22 protein-coding genes and 1 tRNA gene are annotated in these 18,363 nt (G+C 74.6%); 9 read left to right on the top strand and 14 right to left on the bottom strand.

All coding sequences use genetic code 11. The annotated features are described in order from the left end of the window. Positions 1-4: 4 nt before the first annotated feature. The 7 genes from griI to G7Z13_RS16955 all read right to left on the bottom strand — a co-directional run bounded on the left by griI (position 5) and on the right by G7Z13_RS16955 (position 4,104). Complete coding sequence (gene griI, locus G7Z13_RS16980; RefSeq protein ID WP_166000256.1) at positions 5-823, bottom strand: 2-amino-4,5-dihydroxy-6-oxo-7-(phosphonooxy)heptanoate synthase; 819 nt, start codon at positions 821-823, stop codon at positions 5-7. A gap of 70 nt (positions 824-893) precedes the next feature. Further along, positions 894-1,610, bottom strand: a complete 717-nt coding sequence (locus G7Z13_RS34125) for an ACT domain-containing protein (protein WP_277347406.1) — start codon at positions 1,608-1,610, stop codon at positions 894-896. Further along, positions 1,544-2,194 carry a hypothetical protein gene (locus G7Z13_RS34120; RefSeq protein ID WP_277347405.1) on the bottom strand — a complete coding sequence of 217 codons (651 nt, stop codon included), beginning with the start codon at positions 2,192-2,194 and terminating at the stop codon, positions 1,544-1,546. The genes G7Z13_RS34125 and G7Z13_RS34120 overlap by 67 nt, the downstream gene beginning before the upstream one ends. Positions 2,195-2,371: 177 nt before the next feature. Continuing rightward, positions 2,372-2,459 (bottom strand) — tRNA-Ser (locus G7Z13_RS16970). Positions 2,460-2,561: 102 nt separating this feature from the next. Then, positions 2,562-2,993 carry a tRNA adenosine(34) deaminase TadA gene (gene tadA / locus G7Z13_RS16965; RefSeq protein WP_240926500.1) on the bottom strand — a complete coding sequence of 144 codons (432 nt, stop codon included), beginning with the start codon at positions 2,991-2,993 and terminating at the stop codon, positions 2,562-2,564. A 68-nt stretch (positions 2,994-3,061) separates the two neighbouring features. After that, a complete protein-coding gene (locus G7Z13_RS16960) occupies positions 3,062-3,604 on the bottom strand; it encodes a hypothetical protein (protein ID WP_166005026.1) in 543 nt (180 codons plus the stop codon). A gap of 302 nt (positions 3,605-3,906) precedes the next feature. Then, positions 3,907-4,104: a DUF4461 domain-containing protein gene (locus tag G7Z13_RS16955; RefSeq protein ID WP_166005025.1), complete on the bottom strand. Its 198-nt coding sequence runs from the start codon at positions 4,102-4,104 to the stop codon at positions 3,907-3,909. A gap of 144 nt (positions 4,105-4,248) precedes the next feature. Here G7Z13_RS16955 and upp point away from each other — a divergent pair, with 144 nt between their 5' ends. Beyond that, positions 4,249-4,884: a uracil phosphoribosyltransferase gene (upp, locus tag G7Z13_RS16950; protein ID WP_086167719.1), complete on the top strand. Its 636-nt coding sequence runs from the start codon at positions 4,249-4,251 to the stop codon at positions 4,882-4,884. 212 nt (positions 4,885-5,096) lie between these two features. Here the strand turns inward: upp and G7Z13_RS16945 are convergent, their stop codons facing one another. Both G7Z13_RS16945 and G7Z13_RS16940 read right to left on the bottom strand, forming a co-directional pair. Next, positions 5,097-5,720 carry a LytR C-terminal domain-containing protein gene (locus tag G7Z13_RS16945; RefSeq protein WP_166005024.1) on the bottom strand — a complete coding sequence of 208 codons (624 nt, stop codon included), beginning with the start codon at positions 5,718-5,720 and terminating at the stop codon, positions 5,097-5,099. 131 nt (positions 5,721-5,851) lie between these two features. After that, on the bottom strand, positions 5,852-6,148 hold the full coding sequence (locus G7Z13_RS16940) for a type II toxin-antitoxin system VapB family antitoxin (RefSeq protein ID WP_003991361.1): 297 nt from the start codon (positions 6,146-6,148) through the stop codon (positions 5,852-5,854). Between the two features lie 130 nt (positions 6,149-6,278). Between G7Z13_RS16940 and G7Z13_RS16935 the strand changes: the two genes are divergently transcribed. Then, positions 6,279-7,898, top strand: coding sequence for a helicase HerA-like domain-containing protein (locus G7Z13_RS16935; protein ID WP_166000253.1), 1,620 nt, complete (start codon positions 6,279-6,281; stop codon positions 7,896-7,898). A 20-nt stretch (positions 7,899-7,918) separates the two neighbouring features. On the opposite strand, the gene G7Z13_RS34115 is transcribed toward G7Z13_RS16935, so the two are convergent. The 4 genes from G7Z13_RS34115 to G7Z13_RS16920 form a co-directional block, all read right to left on the bottom strand. Then, entirely contained in the window at positions 7,919-8,044 is a 126-nt protein-coding gene (locus G7Z13_RS34115) for a hypothetical protein (protein ID WP_277347404.1), read from the bottom strand. Positions 8,045-8,094: 50 nt separating this feature from the next. Further along, positions 8,095-8,481, bottom strand: a complete 387-nt coding sequence (locus tag G7Z13_RS16930) for a hypothetical protein (protein ID WP_166000251.1) — start codon at positions 8,479-8,481, stop codon at positions 8,095-8,097. A 78-nt stretch (positions 8,482-8,559) separates the two neighbouring features. Beyond that, positions 8,560-9,225: an HdeD family acid-resistance protein gene (locus tag G7Z13_RS16925; protein ID WP_166000250.1), complete on the bottom strand. Its 666-nt coding sequence runs from the start codon at positions 9,223-9,225 to the stop codon at positions 8,560-8,562. Positions 9,226-9,313: 88 nt separating this feature from the next. Beyond that, entirely contained in the window at positions 9,314-9,907 is a 594-nt protein-coding gene (locus G7Z13_RS16920) for an HhH-GPD-type base excision DNA repair protein (RefSeq protein ID WP_166000248.1), read from the bottom strand. A 199-nt stretch (positions 9,908-10,106) separates the two neighbouring features. Here G7Z13_RS16920 and G7Z13_RS16915 point away from each other — a divergent pair, with 199 nt between their 5' ends. From G7Z13_RS16915 to G7Z13_RS16885, 7 genes are all read left to right on the top strand, one after another. After that, positions 10,107-12,203: a penicillin acylase family protein gene (locus G7Z13_RS16915; protein ID WP_240926241.1), complete on the top strand. Its 2,097-nt coding sequence runs from the start codon at positions 10,107-10,109 to the stop codon at positions 12,201-12,203. Beyond that, complete coding sequence (locus G7Z13_RS16910; protein WP_166000246.1) at positions 12,196-12,807, top strand: GNAT family N-acetyltransferase; 612 nt, start codon at positions 12,196-12,198, stop codon at positions 12,805-12,807. Before G7Z13_RS16915 ends, G7Z13_RS16910 begins: the two co-directional genes overlap by 8 nt. 155 nt (positions 12,808-12,962) lie before the next feature. Further along, positions 12,963-13,436: a cupin domain-containing protein gene (locus G7Z13_RS16905; protein WP_166000244.1), complete on the top strand. Its 474-nt coding sequence runs from the start codon at positions 12,963-12,965 to the stop codon at positions 13,434-13,436. Beyond that, complete coding sequence (locus tag G7Z13_RS16900; RefSeq protein ID WP_166000242.1) at positions 13,433-14,206, top strand: glucose 1-dehydrogenase; 774 nt, start codon at positions 13,433-13,435, stop codon at positions 14,204-14,206. Before G7Z13_RS16905 ends, G7Z13_RS16900 begins: the two co-directional genes overlap by 4 nt. A gap of 80 nt (positions 14,207-14,286) precedes the next feature. Then, complete coding sequence (locus G7Z13_RS16895; RefSeq protein ID WP_240926240.1) at positions 14,287-16,149, top strand: copper resistance protein CopC; 1,863 nt, start codon at positions 14,287-14,289, stop codon at positions 16,147-16,149. A gap of 213 nt (positions 16,150-16,362) precedes the next feature. Further along, complete coding sequence (locus G7Z13_RS16890) at positions 16,363-17,511, top strand: sensor histidine kinase (RefSeq protein WP_240926499.1); 1,149 nt, start codon at positions 16,363-16,365, stop codon at positions 17,509-17,511. Continuing rightward, a complete protein-coding gene (locus tag G7Z13_RS16885; RefSeq protein ID WP_166000239.1) occupies positions 17,508-18,143 on the top strand; it encodes a response regulator transcription factor in 636 nt (211 codons plus the stop codon). The genes G7Z13_RS16890 and G7Z13_RS16885 overlap by 4 nt, the downstream gene beginning before the upstream one ends. A gap of 25 nt (positions 18,144-18,168) precedes the next feature. On the opposite strand, the gene G7Z13_RS16880 is transcribed toward G7Z13_RS16885, so the two are convergent. Next, entirely contained in the window at positions 18,169-18,330 is a 162-nt protein-coding gene (locus G7Z13_RS16880) for a hypothetical protein (protein ID WP_166000237.1), read from the bottom strand. Positions 18,331-18,363: the final 33 nt, after the last annotated feature.

The raw sequence follows: 18,363 nt of genomic DNA, 5'->3' as shown, positions 1-18,363 counted from the left end.
GGGTTCAGGCGGCAACGGCTCCTTTGGCGGGGCCGTCCTGCCGGACCGCCCGCCCGCCGTGGATCAGGTCGGAGAGCTTGTCTGCCATGGCCCCCGGGTCGGGGGCCTGGAACACGTTGCGGCCCATGGCGACACCGGCCACGCCGGCGCTCAGGGCCTCCTCGACGTAGGCGAGGGTCGCCGCCTCGTCGTCGGTGCGGGGGCCGCCCACCACGACGACCGGGACCGGCGCGGTCCGGGTGATGTCCGCCATCTCGGCGACGGAACCGACGTAGAGGGTCTTGACCAGGTCGGCGCCCAGGTCGGCGGCGAGCTGGACCGCGTGGGCCACCAGGGCCGGGTCGCGCGGGTCGCCGATCTTGGGCCCGCGCGGGTACATCATCGCCAGCAGCGGCACGTTCCAGCGGTCGCAGGCCTCGGCGACCGCCGCCATGTCCGCGATCTGCCGGGCCTCCGCGTCCGAGCCCAGGTTCACGTGCACGCTGACCGCGTCGGCGCCCAGCCGCAGGCTCTCCTCGACACTGGAGACCAGGTACTTGGCGTTCGGGTCGGGCGCGTGGATGGTGCTCGCGCTCAGGTGCACGATCAGCGAGGTGCGGGTGAACCACTCGGGATCGACCTGCCGCACCGACCCCTTGTGCAGCACCACCGCGTCCACGTGGTGCGATGCCAGCTCGCCCACCAGCGCGTTGAGCCGGTTCCCGCCGGTGACGGGGCCGTCGGTGACCGAGTGGTCCAGCGGCACGATCAGCAGCCGGTCCGGGGTGTGGCGGTGCAGCCGCTGGAGCCGCAGCCTGCGGGCGAAGGGCAGAAAGGCGTTCATCGAATCTCCAGTGGTTTCGCGGAACGGTGGGCGGGGCCCGACCGCCGGGGGACTGCCACCGGCCTGCCGGTCACGGCCGGGCCGCCAGCGGAAGGGGACCGCTGCCCTGCGCGGCGTCGAGCCCGAACTCGGTGTGCAGCAGCCGTACGGCCCGCTCCACCTCGCCGCGGGGCACGGTGACCGACACCCTCGACTGGGAGGCGGACAGCGCACCGGCGTGGATGCCGCGGCCGGTGAGGACGGAGAGCATGCGCTCGGCGTACTGCGGGCGGCTGAGCAGTCCCGTGCCGACGATGGACACCTTGGCCACGGACGTGTCCACGGCCACCGCCTCCGCGCGGTCCGCGAGCGACCGGCGGACCGCCTCCACCCGGTTGTGCGGGACGGTCACGGCGACCGCGTGGCCGCCGTCGCTCTCCTTGAGCACCGTCGTCATGTCGGCCGGCACGGACTGCCGCCCCAGGGCGCGGAAGACGCTGAGGGCAGCGTGCTCCCGGCCGGTCGTGGTGCGGACGGTGACCCGTGCGACATCCTGGTCGTGGACGACCGCCACGACGGCGGTCCGGGTCTCAAGCATGCTCTCTCCGTCTCGTGTGAGGATGCGGGTCCCGATGCCGGAGCCGGCCGCGTGCCCGACGTGGATGTCGACCCCGCACAGCGCGGCGAGTTCGACGGCGCGCGAGTGCATGACCTTGGCTCCCGCGAAGGCCATCTCCGCCATCACGTCCATGTCCAGCTCGGGCAGCAGCCGGGCGGTGGGCACCAGCCGTGGATCGGTGGTGAGCACGCCGGGCACGTCGGTGTAGATCTCACGCCGGGCACGTCGGTGTAGATCTCGCAGTGGCGCGCGCCCAGTTCGGCGGCGACGGCCACCGCGGTGGTGTCCGAGCCGCCGCGGCCCAGCGTGATGATGTCCAGCTCGGCGCCGATCGCCTGAAACCCGGCGATCACCACCACCCGGCCCCGGTCGAGCAGCCGGTCGATGCGTTCGGTGTCGATGGCCGCGATGACGCCGGAGCCGTGCGGCCCGGAGCCGAGGATGCCGGTCTGCGCCCCGGACAGGGCGGTCGCCGGCACCCCGGTGTGCTGGAGGGCCATGGCCATCAGCGCGGCGGAGGCGGCCTCGCCCGTGGCGAGCAGCTGGTCCAGCTCCCGCCCGTCGGGCCGCGGATTGATCTCGCTCGCCGCGCGGAGCAGCTCGTCGGTGGTCTTGCCCTGGGCCGACACCACCACGGCGACCCGCCGCCCGGTCGCGGCGACCGCCGCGATCCGCTGCGCCACCGCGCGCACCTGCCCGGCCGTGGCCAGCGAACTGCCGCCGTACTTCTGCACCACAGTGCCGTTCGTCCGCCCGTCGGCCGGCGTCGTCATCTCGCCCCCGCTCTCGAAGACCTCGTGCGCTGACTGGACGCGTCGAGCTTCCGCGAGGCGGGTATCGCCGCCGCTATCGGATCGCACCGTGCCCGCATCGGCCGCGTATCGCGGGGCGCCGGCCGGGCCGGGGAACGAGAAAACCCCCTGGCACCGGGGGTGCTCAGGGGGTTTCGCTGGCGGTAGCGGAGGGATTTGAACCCTCGGTGACTTGCGCCACACTCGCTTTCGAGGCGAGCTCCTTCGGCCGCTCGGACACGCTACCGAGGGAGACCTTACAGCACGCCGGGCCGTGGTCCGAAATCCGTTTCCCGGGTGCCGCCCGGCATCCCGCCCGGCGCACGGGAGTCACCGGGGCTCACAGGGCTCAGCGGGCGCGGAAGAAGTCCGTGAGCAGGCGCGCGCACTCCTCGGCGAGCACGCCTTCGATCACCTCGGGGCGGTGGTTGAGCCGGCGGTCGCGGACGACGTCCCACAGGGAGCCGGCCGCGCCCGCCTTGTCGTCCCGGGCGCCGTAGACCACCCGGTCCACCCGGGACTGCACGAGGGCGCCCGCGCACATCGTGCAGGGCTCCAGCGTGACGACCAGGGTGCAGCCGGGCAGCCGCCACTCGCCGAGCCGCGCGGCGGCCCGGCGGATGGCCAGCACCTCCGCGTGCGCGGTCGGATCGCCGGTGGCCTCGCGCTCGTTGTGGCCGGTCGCGAGCACCGTCGTACCGTCCGGGCCGAGGACGACGGCGCCGACCGGGACGTCTCCGCCCCGGGCGGCCCGGTGCGCCTCGTCCAGGGCGAGGCGCATGGCGTGGCGCCAGCGGTCGCGCACCGGGTCCACGGGGTCCGGTGCGCCGCCGGTGTCGGGGGCGGTGGTCAGCGCACCGCCTCCAGGACGTCCGCGGCACCCAGGGCGTCGGCGATCGAGTTGAGCGCGTCTCCCTTCAGGGCCCGCAGTTCCCTCGCGTCGATGCCCAGGTCCTCCAGGAGGCCGGCGTCGCCCACCGGACCGTGCGGCACCGTCTCACCGGTGGTGCCGCCGGCCGTGTCGGCGGTGTCGGCGTCGAAGGTCTCCGGCTCGCCGTCCTCGGTGCCGTCGAGGTCGAGGGCGTCGAGGTCGGGGTCGTCGTCGCCGGGCTCCCGGCCGAGCAGTTCGTCGGTGAGCAGGATCTCGCCGTAGCTGCTGCGGGCGGCCGCAGCGGCTTCCGAGACGTAGATCCGGGGGTCGTCCTCGCCGTCGACCCGGACGACGCCGAACCAGGCGTCCTCCTGTTCGATCAGGACGAGCACCGTGTCCTCGTCGGGAGAGGCTTCCCGGGCCAGGTCGGCCAGATCCGACAGGGTCTCCACATCGTCGAGCTCTGTGTCGCTCGCTTCCCACCCGTCTTCGGTGCGCGCGAGCAGTGCGGCGAAGTACACCGTGACTCTCCCACTGGTCATAGGCGTGCCGGTTGGGGGTCCCCCCGGCGGAGGTTTCGGGCGGGGAGTTCAGGGCTCCGAGCCCCACCCACTCGGAATCGTGGCAGAAACAAAGCGTTCAGGGGACGTCTTCGGCTCCCTGTGTCCGGCTGTTTTGATCGCACGTCCGCGAACGACTCACCAGCAGACTCGTTGCCGCCACCTGCGGATCGTACGCGGCTTTCGGCATCCGCCACGCACGCCCACCCCCACAACGCCCGTTCGCGGCGCGGTTCTTCCCACGGGTGGCGGGAGCGGGACGGCTACCAGCGGAACGTGCGCATACGCATCGCGTGGCGCAGCCGGGCCACCTTCGCGCGGCGGGGCTGGACGCGGTCACGGAGTGCGCGGGCCTCGGCGAGTTCCCGCAGGAACTGCGCCCGCCGGCGGCGGCGCTCGGCGTCCGTCTCCGGTCGGGACCCCTCGTCCGGCCGATCACCCGACGGGTCGGGCGCGGGCAGGTCCGGCAGCTCGGGCACAGGCACACCTCCCAGTCCGTCCCTCCCACCTTCCCCCGGACGGGCGGTTTGACGCCACTGTGCGCCGGGCGGGCGACGGGCGGACGACGATCGGAAGGGGTCCGCGGGCGCGGTTACTGTTAGGGCATGCGTCTCCACGTCGTCGACCACCCCCTGGTCGCCCACAAGCTCACCACGCTGCGCGACCAGCGCACCGACTCCGCGACCTTCCGCCGTCTCGCCGACGAGCTGGTCACCCTGCTCGCCTACGAGGCCACGCGCGACGTGCGCACCGAGCAGGTCGACATCCAGACGCCGGTCGCCCGCACCACCGGCGTCAAGCTCTCCCACCCGCGTCCGCTGGTGGTGCCGATCCTGCGCGCCGGGCTCGGCATGCTGGAGGGCATGGTCCGGCTGCTGCCGACCGCCGAGGTCGGCTTCATGGGCATGATCCGCAACGAGGAGACGCTCCAGGCCTCGACGTACGCCACCCGGATGCCGGAGGACCTGTCCGGCCGCCAGGTCTACGTCCTCGACCCGATGCTGGCCACCGGCGGCACCCTGGTCGCGGCGATCCAGGAGCTGATCAAGCGCGGCGCCGACGACGTGACCGCCGTGGTGCTGCTGGCCTCGCCCGAGGGCGTCGAGGTCATGGAACGCGAGCTGGCCGGCACGCCGGTCACCGTCGTCACCGCCTCGGTCGACGAGCGCCTGAACGAGCACGGCTACATCGTCCCGGGCCTCGGCGACGCGGGCGACCGGATGTACGGCTCGGCGGAGTAGCCCCGCGGGTCCCTCCGGCGCCGACGTGCCCCGCTGGGGGCCCGGCGGTCCGCTCCGGCAGGACAGTGCTCCGACCGGCACGTTCGCCGGGGTGTCGGCGCCGGCCGGTGCCGTAGGGCTTCGGCCGGTCGGCCCCTGAGGCCGGGGACGGCCGGGGCCGCCGGGGCGGTCTCTCAGGTGCGGGGCGGCGCGGTGCGGTCCGCGCAGGGAGGTCAGCAGGTCCGCTTCGACGCCGTGGCCGCCGGCTTCGGCTCGGTCAGGGTGGCCACCGCCCGGTCCGCGTCCGGCGCGGGGGCGAGGTTCTTGAAGGCGTCGCCGAGGATGAGGTCCACGGCGGCTCCCTTGCGGCCGGCGTCGGTGCGGCGTTCCGCGGCCGGCAGCTGGGCGGCGAGCACCGGCAGCGAGGTGTCGAGGGAGGCGGCGGGTCCGAGGAGTATCCCGGTGCCCTTGACCTTCTTGTCGTACTCCTTCGGCGCGTTGCCGACGTCCCCGATGCGGAAGCCGCGCTTCTTCAGCTCGTCCGCGGTCTTCTTGGCCAGGCCGGTACGGGTGGTGGCGTTGAGCACGTTCACGGTGATCGCGCCCGGCTTCGGCACCGCTTTCGCGGCGGCCGGGCTCGCGCCGGGAGACGGGCTCCGGGTCGCGCAGGCGGCCTTCGGGCCGACCGCGGAGGCCTCGCCGCCGCCGGTGAAGACGTCGATCAGCTGCAGGGTGCCCCAGCCGAGCATGCCGAGGACCGCGGCGGAGGCGGTGACGAGCAGCGCGATCCGGCCGCGTCTGCGGGGCCGGCGCATCCGCGGGTACTTGTCCCCCGTGATCCGGTACTGGCCGCCCATGCCGGGGGGAGTCAGCATGCTCATGAGCGCAGCGTAGTGCGCCCCGGCGGCGATGCCTATTAGATGATCAGTCGACGCCGCGCGGGAGAGGTGAAAGAACCCGAAAGGGCCAAGAACGCCCCGCGGGCGGGTCAGTCCAGTTCGAGCACGCGCGCGTGCAGCACCTGGCGCTGCTGGAGGGCCGCGCGGACCGCGCGGTGCAGGCCGTCCTCCAGATAGAGGTCGCCCTGCCACTTCACGACGTGCGCGAAGAGGTCGCCGTAGAAGGTCGAGTCCTCGGCGAGCAGCGTCTCCAGGTCGAGCTGCTGCTTGGTCGTGACGAGCTGATCGAGGCGGACCGGGCGCGGCGCCACGTCCGCCCACTGCCGGGTGCTGTCCCGGCCGTGGTCGGGGTACGGCCGGCCGTTTCCGATGCGCTTGAAGATCACACGGAAAGCCTACCGGTCCCGGCGTTCCGGGCGCAGCCATGAAGAGCGAGTGCGACGCTGGAAAAGATGCCGTGAACCGGGGCGAAACGGAAACCGGGGCCCCGTGCCGGGCCGATGTGAGAGGGCTGCCATGAGCGACCGCAAGACCCCGCCCGCCGCCTCCGCGCCCGAGGCGCCCGGACACGCTGCCGCACTCCCCGCGCAGGCCCTGGAGATCGCCTCCGGGTACGCCTTCGACGGCCCCGCCCTCGACCTGGGCGCCCTGCTGTGGGACGGCCGGTGCCTGCCCGACGCGCGGGTCCGCGTGCCGCTGTCGGTGCTCAACCGGCACGGCCTGGTCGCGGGCGCCACCGGCACCGGCAAGTCCAAGACCCTCCAGCTGATCGCCGAGCAGCTGTCCGCGCAGGGCGTTCCGGTGTTCCTCGCCGACGTCAAGGGCGACCTCTCCGGCATCTCGGCGCCGGGCGTCGCGGGCGACAAGGTGCGCTCCCGGGCCGCCGAGGTGGGCCAGGACTGGACGCCCACCGGTTTCCCCGCCGAGTTCTACGCCCTCGGCGGCCACGGGCACGGCATTCCCGTCCGGGCCACCGTCACCGGCTTCGGCCCGCTGCTGCTCTCCAAGGCGCTCGGGCTGAACCGGACCCAGGAGCAGTCGCTGGGCCTGGTCTTCCACTACGCCGACGGCAAGGGCCTGGAGCTGGTCGACCTGAAGGACCTCCGCGCGGTGGTCGCCTTCCTCACCTCCGACGAGGGCAAGGCCGAACTGAAGAGCCTCGGCGGGCTGTCCCCGGCCACCGCGGGGGTCATCCTGCGCTCGCTGACCGCGTTCGAGGCGGAGGGCATGGGCGCGTTCTTCGGCGAGCCGGAGTTCGACACGGCGGAGCTGCTGCGCACGGCCGCCGGCGGGCGGGGCGTGGTCTCCGTTCTGGAGCTGCCCGCCGTACAGGACAGGCCGCGGCTGTTCTCCACCTTCCTGATGTGGCTGCTGGCGGACCTCTTCCACGATCTGCCCGAGGTCGGGGACGTGGACGAGCCGAAGCTGGTGTTCTTCTTCGACGAGGCGCACCTGCTGTTCAGCGGCGCGTCGAAGGCGTTCCTGGAGTCGGTCACGCAGACCGTGCGGCTGATCCGTTCCAAGGGCGTCGGGGTCTTCTTCGTCACGCAGACCCCGAAGGACGTCCCGGCCGACGTCCTCGCCCAGCTCGGCAACCGCGTCCAGCACGCGCTGCGCGCCTTCACCCCGGACGACCACCAGGCGCTGAAGGCGACGGCGCGGACCTTCCCGGACTCGGCCTACGACCTGGAGGAGCTGCTGACCGGTCTGGGCACGGGCGAGGCCGTGGTGACGGTGCTGAGCGAGGAGGGCGCCCCGACACCGGTCGCGGCGACGCGGCTGCGGGCGCCGGAGTCGCTGATGGGTCCGGTGGAGCCGGCCGGCCTGGAGCGGGCGGTGACGGGCTCCCCGCTGTTCGAACGCTATGCACAGGCTGTGGACAGGGAGTCGGCGTACGAGAAGCTCCAGCGGGCGGCTGAGCGCACCGCGCGGCCGCGTCCCGAACCGACGGGGCGGGAGCCCGAGGGCGAAAGGACGCCGCGCGGCGGGCGGGGGACCGGGCGCGAGCGGGACGAGTCCCTGCTCGAACAGGTCGTCGAGAGCGGTGTGTTCCGGTCGCTGGCCCGCTCGGTCGGCACCGGGATCGGCCGCGAGATCACCCGGTCCCTCTTCGGTACGGCCCGGCGCCGTCGCTAGGCCCGGGCCGTACCGGCGGCTCAGCGGCCCTGTTCCTTCACCGAGGACTGCTGCGGGCGCTGCTGCTGCGCCTCCGGCTTCGGCGCGCTGCGCGCGGCCTCGGCGCGCAGCAGGGCGCGCAGCACCGCGTACGGATCGACAGGCATGGCTGTGCTCCTTGCGTCGTGGGGATACGTGTCCGGGGAGCGGGCCCCGGTCAGCAGCGCAGCACCACGCACCGCAGGGCACTGAGGGGGTACGGCGAGGACGGCACCGGGAGGCGCAGCGGCGGGCGCACGGGTGCCGGGACGGGCCGGGCCGGCCTCCGGGGCAGGGCGGGCGGCCGGGGACCACGCGTCACGGGCCGCAGCGCCGCCTCCGCCAGGTCCGTTTCGGCGGCCTCCGCCGCGGCCGTCGCCGCGACCGGCAGCCCGGCCGCCGCCACGGGCGCCACGGGCATCAGCAGCGCGAGCAGCACCACGACGACGCGCAGGAGGAAACGCGGCCGGACCCGCCACACCCGCCGCGGCCGGACCCGCGGCCGCACCCGCCGCGGCCGGATCCGGCTGCGCGGGGGGCGCGGGCGGCTGGGTGCGGTGCTCACGGAAGTCGTCTCCCCGGAGGGCGTAGGGCGTTCATCGCGGTGGTGGCCAGATCCGCTCACCCGGCGTACCGGCGCGGCTCACAGTTCGTGCGGTACGTGCCGGGCCCGGCCGCGGACGCGCAGGGCGGTGAGGATCTCGACGATGCCGACGGCGACCAGCCAGCAGCCGCCGACCACGGTGAGGACGGCGACCGACTCGAACGGAGAAACGATCAGGACGACACCGGCGAGCAGGGTGACGACGCCCAGCAGGATCTGCCAGCCACGGGCCGGCACCCCCGGATCGGAGGCCGCGGCTAGGGTCTGGGCAATGCCGCGGAACAGCCAGCCGATGCCGATCCACAGACCCAGCAGCAGGATCGACTGAAGGGGTCCGCGGAAGCAGAACAGGCCGAGCAGGATCGACAGCGCGCCGCTGACGAACGCCAGCACGCGCAGCGCGGTCGTCTTGTGCGTGCCGAACGCGGAGACGAGCTGGAAGGCGCCGCTGAGCAGGAGGTACAGGCCGAACAGGACTCCGGCGGCGCGTAGGGACGCGCCCGGCCGGACCAGGACCAGGACGCCGAGGACCAGTGAGGCGACCCCGGTGAGCAGGACGATCTGCCAGGCCGCGCGGGACAGCGCGTGCAGGGGGCCCTCGAACGGCGGCTCGGGCTCCCGGGCGGTGGGTGCCGTCCGGGTGCGGTGGACCTTGCGGTCGTCGTACTCGGGTCCCCACGGGGAGCCCGTCGGTGCCTCGCTCATGGTCCATGCTTGGACCGCGCGCGGGGCGCCCGCCACCTGGGGCGGGCCACCCGGACGACCGGGCGGGTGCCCGTGACGGGGAGGGGGGTTACTTCCCGGCCGCCTTGGCGGCCTTGGCCGCTGCCTTCATCTCCTGCTTGTGGGCGCGGACCTTGGCCAGGGACTCGGGGCCGGTGATGTCGGCGACGGAGCGGAAGGACTGCGCCCGGCCGTAGTCGCCGGCCGCCTCGCGCCAGCCCTCGGGGGTGACCCCGAGCTGCTTGCCGAGCAGGGCGAGGAAGATCTGGGCCTTCTGCTTGCCGAAGCCGGGCAGTTCCTGCAGCCGCCTGAGCAGTTCGGCGCCGTCGGGGACGTCCTTCCAGACGGCCTCGGCTTCACCGTCGTAGTGCTCCACGAGGTACTGGCACAGCTGCTGGATCCGCTTGGCCATCGAGCCGGGGTAGCGGTGCACGGCCGGCTTCTCGGAGAGGACGGCGGCGAAGGCCTCGGGGTCCTGGGCGGCGATCTCGTGGGCGTCCAGGTCGTCGGTGCCCATCCGGTCGGCGATGGTCCTCGGGCCCTTGAACGCCCACTCCATGGGGATCTGCTGGTCGAGCAGCATGCCGATCAGCGCGGCGAGCGGGCTGCGGCCGAGCAGCGCGTCGGCGTCCGGGTCCTGGGCGAGGCGGAGGGTGACGTCCATGCACCGATGATCCCGCGTCGCCGGGCGGGCCGCGCGGTGGCCGCCGCGCCGCCGCCGGGGGCGCCTGCGAGGGCCGCCGCGCTGCCGCCGGGGGTCGCCTGCGACGGCCGTTTCACCGGTCGCGTACGATTCCGCCACGAATCACTTAGGCAAGCCTAACCAAAGCAAAATCCGACCATAGCGAAGAGGGGTCACTGGGGTGACGACAGAGAGATCCGGGGCCCACGGGATCTACCGGGACGCCTGGGGCATCCCACATCTGCGGGCCGGCGACGTACGCGCACTCGCCCGCGCCCAGGGCCGGGTCACCGCCCTCGACCGCGCCTGGCAGCTGGAGGTGGAGCGCCACCGCGCGCAGGGCACCTCGGCCGCCTTCCTGGGCGCCGAGGCGCTCCCCTCGGACCTCCTCGCCCGCCGCGCCGTCCTCACCGGCACCGCCGCCCGCTGCTTCCGCGCCCTCGCCACCCGCGACCCCGAGTCGGCGGACTTCGTCCGCGCGTACGTCGACGGCGTCAACGACGGCCTGGCGGAAGGCGCTCGCCGTGACCCCCGGTTCGCCGAGGCGGATCTGGCCCCCGGCCGCTGGGAGCCGTGGACCCCGTTCGCCGTCTGGCTGTCCACCCACATCCTCTTCGCCGGGTTCCCCGCCAAGCTCTGGCGGGCGCACGCCGTCCGCCACCTCGGCCCCGACGCCGTCGGCCTCTTCGCCACCGACGGACCCGGCACCTCCGGCAGCAACGGCTGGCTGGTGTCCGGCGAGCGCACCGTGACCGGCCAGGCCGTCATCGCCGGCGACCCGCACCGCTGGATCGAGGACCCCGGCGTCTACCAGCAGATCCACCTCTCCTGCCCGGAGTTCGACGTCGTCGGCCTCGCCGTGCCCGGCGTCCCCGGCATCGCCCACTTCGGCCACACCGGCACCGTCGCCTGGGCCATCACCAACGCCATGGCCGACTACCAGGACCTGTACGAGGAGCGGCTGCGCCGCACGGGCGCCGGAGTCGAGGCCCTCGGACCCGACGGGGTCTGGCACCGTGCCTCCCTGCACACCGAGTACGTCGAGGTGCGCGGCGAGGAGAAGGTGCCCGTCGAGGTGATCGCGACCGACCGGGGACCCGTCGTCGCGGGCGGCCCCGAAGGCCTCGACGACGGCACCCCGCTCGCCCTCAGCCTGCGCTACCCGCCGCACGTCACCGCCGACCTCGGCTTCGGCGCCCTGCTGCCGCTGCTGCGCGCCCGCACGGTGGCCGACGTCGACCGGGCCTTCGACCAGTGGTCCGAGCCGGTCAACGTCGTCCAGGCCGCCGACACCCAGGGCGGCACCCTGCACCGGGTCGCCGGCCGCGTTCCCGAGCGCTCCGCCGCCCACCGCCTCGGTCCCGTCCCCGCCTGGGAGCCCGGCCACGAGTGGACCGGCTGGCACCCCATGCCCCGCGCGGGCCTCACCGACGGCGTCGCCGTCATGGCCAACCAGCGCGGCCCCGCCGCCCCGCTCGGCGTCGAGTTCGCCCCGCCGCACCGCGCCGACCGCATCGCCGCGCTCCTCGCGCGCAAGGAGCGCTGGGCGGCCGGCGACATGCCCGCGATCCACATGGACACCCACCTCGCCTCCGCCGCCCCCCTCCTGGACCGGCTCGCCGGCCTCGACGGCCTCACCCCCGAGGCGGAGCGGCTGCGCGACCGCCTGCTGCGCTGGGACCGCCACATGGACGCGGACAGCGCCGACGCGGCCGCCTTCGCCGCCGTGCGCGGCGCGCTCGTCCGCCGCCTCGCCGCGCACCCGGCCTTCGCGCCGCTCACCGAGGTGCCCGCCTATCCCGAGGCCCTGCTGCCCTGGCTGAACCTCACGGTGCGCATCGGCTACGCGCTCGAACACCTGCTGCGCGCGCGGGAGCTGTACGGCATCGACCGCGCCGCGCTGGTCCGGGAGGCGCTGGAGGAGACCGCCGCCCGGCCCCCGCGGGGCACCTGGGGCGACACCCACCGCCTCTCCCCCTGGCGCGCGCTGAACAGCACCCCGTACGACGAACCCGGCCTGTCCGGCGACCACGACTGCGTGCTGTGCACCTCCGCCGTCCCCGGCCTCACCGACCTGGCGGCGCGCGGACCGGCCGCCCGCTACGTGTGGGACCTGGCGCGGCGTGAGGACAGCCTGTGGGTGGTGCCGTTCGGCGCGTCCGGCGTGCCCGGCTCCCCGCACCACCGTGACCAGCTCCCTCTCTGGAGCGGGGGAGAACTCGTCCCGGTCGTCACCGACTGGGACCGGCTCGTGAAGGAGAACGAGAGCGATGTCTGACGCCTACGTATCACGTGGAACAGTCCACGAGGAGGTGGTCGACGGCTTCGGCACCGTCCGCATCCTGCCGCTCGACGCCAAGGGCGACGCGGAGCTGATCCACAGCTGGGTCAGCGAGGAACGGGCCGCCTTCTGGGGCATGAACGGCCTGACCCGTGACCAGGTCGCCGACATCTACGCGCACATGGACACCCTCGACACCCACCACGCCTTCCTGATGCTGAAGGACGGCATCCCGGCGGCCCTCCTCCAGACCTACGACCCGGAAGCCGACCGGGTCAGCGAGTGCTACGAGGTCCAGCCCGGCGACATAGGCGTCCACCTGCTGCTCGCGCCCCCCACGGCAACGGGTGGCGCGCGCTCCGGCTGGACGGCGGGGCTGGTGGCCGCCATCACCGCGTACGTCTTCCGCACCCTCGGCCGGCGCCGGATCGTCGTCGACCCGGACGTGCGCAACGACAAGGCCATCGCCCGGTTCGTGAAGCAGGGCTTCGACGCGGGACCGGCGGTCGTCCTGCCGGAGATCGACCTGCCGGACGTGTACCTGCCGGAGAAGCGGGCGCAACTGGCGTTCCTGCGCCGGGAGGTGGTGTTCCCGGCGTGAGCGCGAAGGTGCTGGGGGAGGCGTGGCAGGTCGTCGGGGCAGGCGGCGAGATCCTGGGGCCACCCGCGAGACCTTGGGGGTGGCCCGCGAGTTCCTGGGGCTAGCCCGCGAGACCTGAGGGTAGCCCGCGAGACCCTGGGGGTAGCCTTCGCGGCGTGACGCCAGAAGAGCTCATCGCGCACTACGGACTCGAGCCGATTCCGCGCGAGGGCGGCCTGTTCCGGCGGACCTGGGCCGGCCCCGAGCGCCCGGACGGCCGCCCCGAGGGCAGCGCGATCGTCGCCCTGCTCACCCGCGACGACCACTCCGCCCTGCACCGCCTCCCCACCGACGAGATCTGGCACTTCTACCTCGGCGACCCGCTCGAACTGCTCCTGCTCGCCCCCGACGGCACCGCCCGCACCGCCGTACTGGGCCCCGACGTCCTCGGCGGCCAGCAGGTCCAGCTCACCGTCCCCGCGGGCACCTGGATGGGCGGCCGGGTCGCCGAGGGCGGCTCCTGGACGTTCTTCGGCTGCACCCTGGCGCCCGGCTTCACCTACGCCGACTACGAGCACGGCGACGCGGGAGACCTCACGGCGCGCTATCCGGCCGAGGCCGCGCGGATCATGGCACTGTGCCGCCCATGACGACGCCTTCCCCGGGACTCCTGGCGGGACAGACCGCCCTCGTCACCGGCGCGGGCAGGGGCATCGGCCGGGGCATCGCGCTGCGGTTCGCCCAGCACGGCGCGGCGGTCGCCGTGCACTGCCGTACGGCGGTGCGGGAGGCGCGTGCCGTGGCGGACCGCATCCAGGACGCGGGCGGCCGGGCCACGGTCGTACGCGGCGACCTCACCGACCCGGCCGCGTGCCGGCGGATCGTGCGCGAGGCCGCCGCGTGGGGCGGCGGACGGCTCACCGCGCTGGTCAACAACGCGGGCGTGCAGCCGGTGCGCGAGCTGGCCGGGATGACGGCCGAGGAGTGGCGGGCGGTCGTCGACACCAACCTGGGCAGCGTGTTCGCCTGCACCCAGGCGGCCGTCGAGGTCATGGGGGAGAGCGGCGGCTCGGTGACCCACATCGCGTCCGTCGAGGCGAGCGCGCCCGCCCCGGGCCACGCCCACTACAGCGCCGCCAAGGCGGCCGTGGTGATGCACGCCCGCGCGGCGGCCCTGGAGTACGGCCCCCTCGGCATCCGCGTGAACACCGTCTCGCCCGGCCTCGTCGACCGCGAGGGACTGGCGCGGGACTGGCCGGACGGCGTGGACCGCTGGCGGCGCGCGGCCCCGCTCGGCCGCCTGGGCCGGCCCGAGGACATCGGCGACGCCTGCGCGTTCCTCGCCTCCCCGCTCGCGTCCTGGATCACGGGTCACGACCTGGTCGTGGACGGCGGCGTGACGGCGCGGCCGACCTGGTGAGCGGCTGAACACCCGGACCGCGCCGTCCGTATGACCCCTGAACGGCTCTCCCCGGCCGAGTACGGAGGTGTACGGATCCGATGCACGAGGGCGGACGACCGCGCCGGCCGGCGCTGCTGGTGGCACTGCTGACCCTGCTGGTCCTCCTCGGCTCCGCCGCCCCCGCCGCCGCGCACGCCGCGCTGGCCGCCACCGACCCCCGCGACGGCGCCGTCCTGAAGTCCGCGCCCCGGCAGCTCACCCTCTCCTTCACCGAGTCGGTCGGCCTGCTCGACGGGTCGGTACGCCTGCTCGGCCCCGACAACCGGCGCGTCCGCGTCGGCGAGGCCCGGCACGCGCCCGACGGCGACGACACGGTCCGCGTCCGCCTGCCCGACCACCTGCGCACCGGCACCTACACGGTGGCCTGGCGGGTGGTCTCCGCCGACAGCCACCCCGTCTCCGGCGCGTTCAGCTTCTCCATCGGCAAGCCCAGCCGTACGACGGCCGCCGCGGACACCGGCCCGCCCGAGCACCCGGCGACCAAGGCCCTGCACCTCCTGGCCCGCCACCTCGCCTACCTGGCCGTCGCCCTCCTCCTCGGCACCGCCGCCTTCACGGCCCTCTGCCGCCCGCCCGACCCCGCCCCCCTGCGCCGGCTGCTGGTCACCGGCTGGTGGACGCTGCTCGCGGCCACCCTCGCCCTGTTCCTGCTGCGCGCCCCCTACGAGACGGGCGCGGCCCCGTGGACGGCGTTCGACCCCGACGGCCTGACCCGCACCGCGACCACCCGCCCCGGTATCGCCCTGCTGGCCCGCGTGGCCCTGCTCCTGCTCGCCGTACGGCTCCCCGGGCGGCGTACACCGGCCGTGCGGGCGCTGCTCGCCGTGGGCCTGGCCCTCACCTGGGCCGCCGCCGAACACGCGTCCGCCGGGATCCAGGTGCCGGTGGCGATGGTGTCCTCGGTGCTGCACCTGCTGGCGATGTCGGCCTGGCTGGGCGGCCTCGCCGCACTGCTGACCTGCCTGCGCCGCGGCGGCCTCCCCACGGCCACCGTCCACCGCTACTCCTGCCTCGCCCTCGCCTCCGTCACCGTCCTCGTCGTCACCGGCGTCTACCAGTCCTGGCGCGGCCTCGGCTCCCTCGACGCGCTCACCCAGACGACGTACGGCCGGCTCCTGGCCGCCAAGACGGCGGCGGTGGTGCTGCTGCTGGGGGCGGCGTGGGTGTCACGGGGGCTGGTGCGGGAGCCGGCGTCCGGGGAGGCGACGCCCGGCGAGGCGACGTCCAGCGCGCCGGCGCCCGGGGAGGCCACGGCCGTACCGGAGAGGGCACTGGAACGGGTCGGGGGGCCGTCGGCGGGGGAGGCGGAAGGAGGCGGGGGCGGGGAGCCCGCGCCCGCGCACCCGGACGGAGGCCCTGCCGAGCACTCACCCTCGCCCTCGTCGCCGCCCCCGCCCCTGCCCTCACCCCCGTACCCGGACCGGCGTCGCCTGCGTCGCTCGGTCCTCGCCGAACTGGCCGTCGCCGTGGTCGTCCTGGCGTTGACGACCCTGCTGACCGGCACGCTGCCGGGCCGCGCCGCGGCCGAGGCGGCGGCGGCCGGACCGGCGACCGTGCTGCCGCCCACGACCACCACGACCGTGCCCTTCGACGTGGGCACCCCCGGCGGACGCGGCACCGTCCAGATCACCCTCGACCCGGCCCGCACCGGCGAGAACTCCGTCCAGGCCGTGGCCTTCGCCCCCGACGGCGGCCTCGTCAGCGTCCCCGAGATCCGCCTCGCCTTCACCCACCCCGGACAGGACATCGGCCCGATCGACGCCGGACTCGCCGACCGCGGCGGCTACTGGGCCACCGACACCCTCGACCTGCCGGTGCCGGGCAGCTGGCGCATGAAGGCGACGGTGCGGGTGTCGGAGTTCGACCAGGTGACGGTGGCGCGGACGGTCCGCATCGGCTGACCCGTACCGCTCGACAGCCGGAACGGCGTCATCCGAACGGCTGACCCACGACGGCCGCCCAAGCCCGACAATGGAGGTGTTTGCCCAGCTCAGCGCGGAGGAGAAGGGAGGCGGGAAGGCATGGCGCACGCGACGGACGACGACGCCCGAACGCTCGAACCGGACGACGCGCGAACGCTCGAACCGGACGACCGCACGACCCTCACGGTCGTCATGCACACCGCCTTCTTCGTCCTGCTCGGCGCCTCCCTGGCCCGCTACCTCGCCCGCCACGGCCCCGAGCCGCGCACCCCGTGGATCATCGCCCTCTCGGTGCTGCTGGCGGCGCTGTACGTGCTCGGCCCGGTGCTCGGCGCCCGGCTCACCGCGCGGCGGATGATCTGGCTGGGCGCGGTCGTGGCCGCGTGGGCGGCGCTGGTGGCCCTCGCCCCGAGCTTCGCCTGGTGCGCGGTCCCGCTCTTCTACACCGGCCTGCGCACCCTCCCGCCGCGCGCCGCCGTCACCCTGGTCGCCGTGCTCACCGCGCTGGTGGTGGCCGCCCAGCTCCGGCTGGCGGGCTGGCCCGACCCGAACGTGCTGCTCGCGCCCCCGGCCGTGGCCGCGATCACCACCGCCGTCTTCGTCACGATGGAACGCCAGTCGGCCCGCCGGCGTGCCCTCATCGACGACCTGGTCCGCACCCGCCGCGTCCTCGCCGCCACCGAGCGCCGCGAGGGCATGCTGGCCGAACGCGAACGCCTCGCCCGGGAGATCCACGACACCGTCGCCCAGGGCCTGTCCAGCCAGCGGATGCTGCTCCAGGCGGCCGACCGCGTCTGGGAGACCGACCCGGCCGCGGCCCGCGCCCACGTCCGTACGGCCGCCTCGGTCGCCGAACGCAACCTCGCGGAGGCCCGCCGCTTCGTCCACGACCTCGCTCCGGCGGACCTGGCGGGCGGAGCCGGACTCCGACAGGCCCTGGCGGCGCTCGCGGAGCGCGAGTCGGACGCCGGCCTCGCGGTCCGCCTGCACACGGAGGGCACCCCCACGGCCCCGCTGCCCGCCCTGGTCGAGTCGGCCGTCCTGCGCATCGCGCAGGGCGCGCTCGCCAACGTACGGGAACACGCGGCGGCGACCACGGCGACCCTCACCCTGACCTGCCTGGACGACCAGATCGTCCTCGACGTCGCGGACGACGGCCGCGGCTTCGACCCGCGGACGCCCGCGCCCCAGGGTTCCGGCCGGGGCCACGGCCTGCCCGCGATCCGCGCCCGCCTGCGCCGGCTGGGCGGCACCCTGACGATCGAGTCGGCGCCCGGCGAGGGCACGGTCCTGTCGGCGGCGATCCCCCTGTCCGCGACCCCACCCCCGGAGCCGCGATGACCGTACGGATCCTCCTCTGCGACGACCACGCGGTGGTCCGCGCGGGCCTGCGCGCCCTGCTGTCGAGCGCCCCGGACATCGAGGTGGCGGGCGAGGCGGCGACGGGCGAGGAGGCGATCGCGCTCACCCGCAAGCTCACCCCGGACGTCGTCCTGATGGACCTCCAGCTGGGCGAGGGAATGGACGGCGTGGAAACCACCCGCCGCATCCTGCGCACGGCCGACGAGGGCACCCGCGCGCCCCACGTCCTGGTCCTCACCACCTACGACACCGACGCCGACATCACCCGCGCCATCGAGGCCGGCGCCACCGGCTACCTCCTCAAGGCGGAACGCCCCGAGGAACTCTTCACCGCCATCCACGCCGCCGCCCAGGGCCGCACCGCCCTCTCGCCCCCCGTCGCCACCCGCGTCATGTCCCACCTGCGCACCCCCCGCCCCACCCTCACCCCCCGCGAACGCGACATCCTCGGCCACCTCGTCCAGGGCCTCACCAACCGCGACATCGCCCGCACCCTCTACATCAGCGAGGCCACCGTCAAAACCCACCTCCGCCGCATCTACGACAAACTCGGCGTCACCACCCGCGCGGCGGCGGTCGCCACGGCGAAGGAACAACGGCTCATCCCGTGACCGCGTGTCCTGGGGGTGTCTCGCCCTAGCCGCCCCGCAGCCACCACACCAGCAGGGTCACCACCCCTGAACCGACCGCACCGGCGGCGCCGAGAGCCGCCTGACGGGCGAGACGGTGCCAGAAGGCGGATCGCGCGGCAGGCGGCCGCCCGGCGTCGTCGGTCCTGGCGTCGTCGGTCATGGTCATGGTTTTCCTCCCGTTCGCATCGGCGTGTGCACC

The sequence above is a fragment of the Streptomyces sp. JB150 genome (genome assembly GCF_011193355.1).
Lineage (GTDB): Bacteria > Actinomycetota > Actinomycetes > Streptomycetales > Streptomycetaceae > Streptomyces.
The sequence above is the reverse complement of the archived record's forward strand: the minus strand, read 5'-3'. Positions and strand labels throughout refer to the sequence as shown.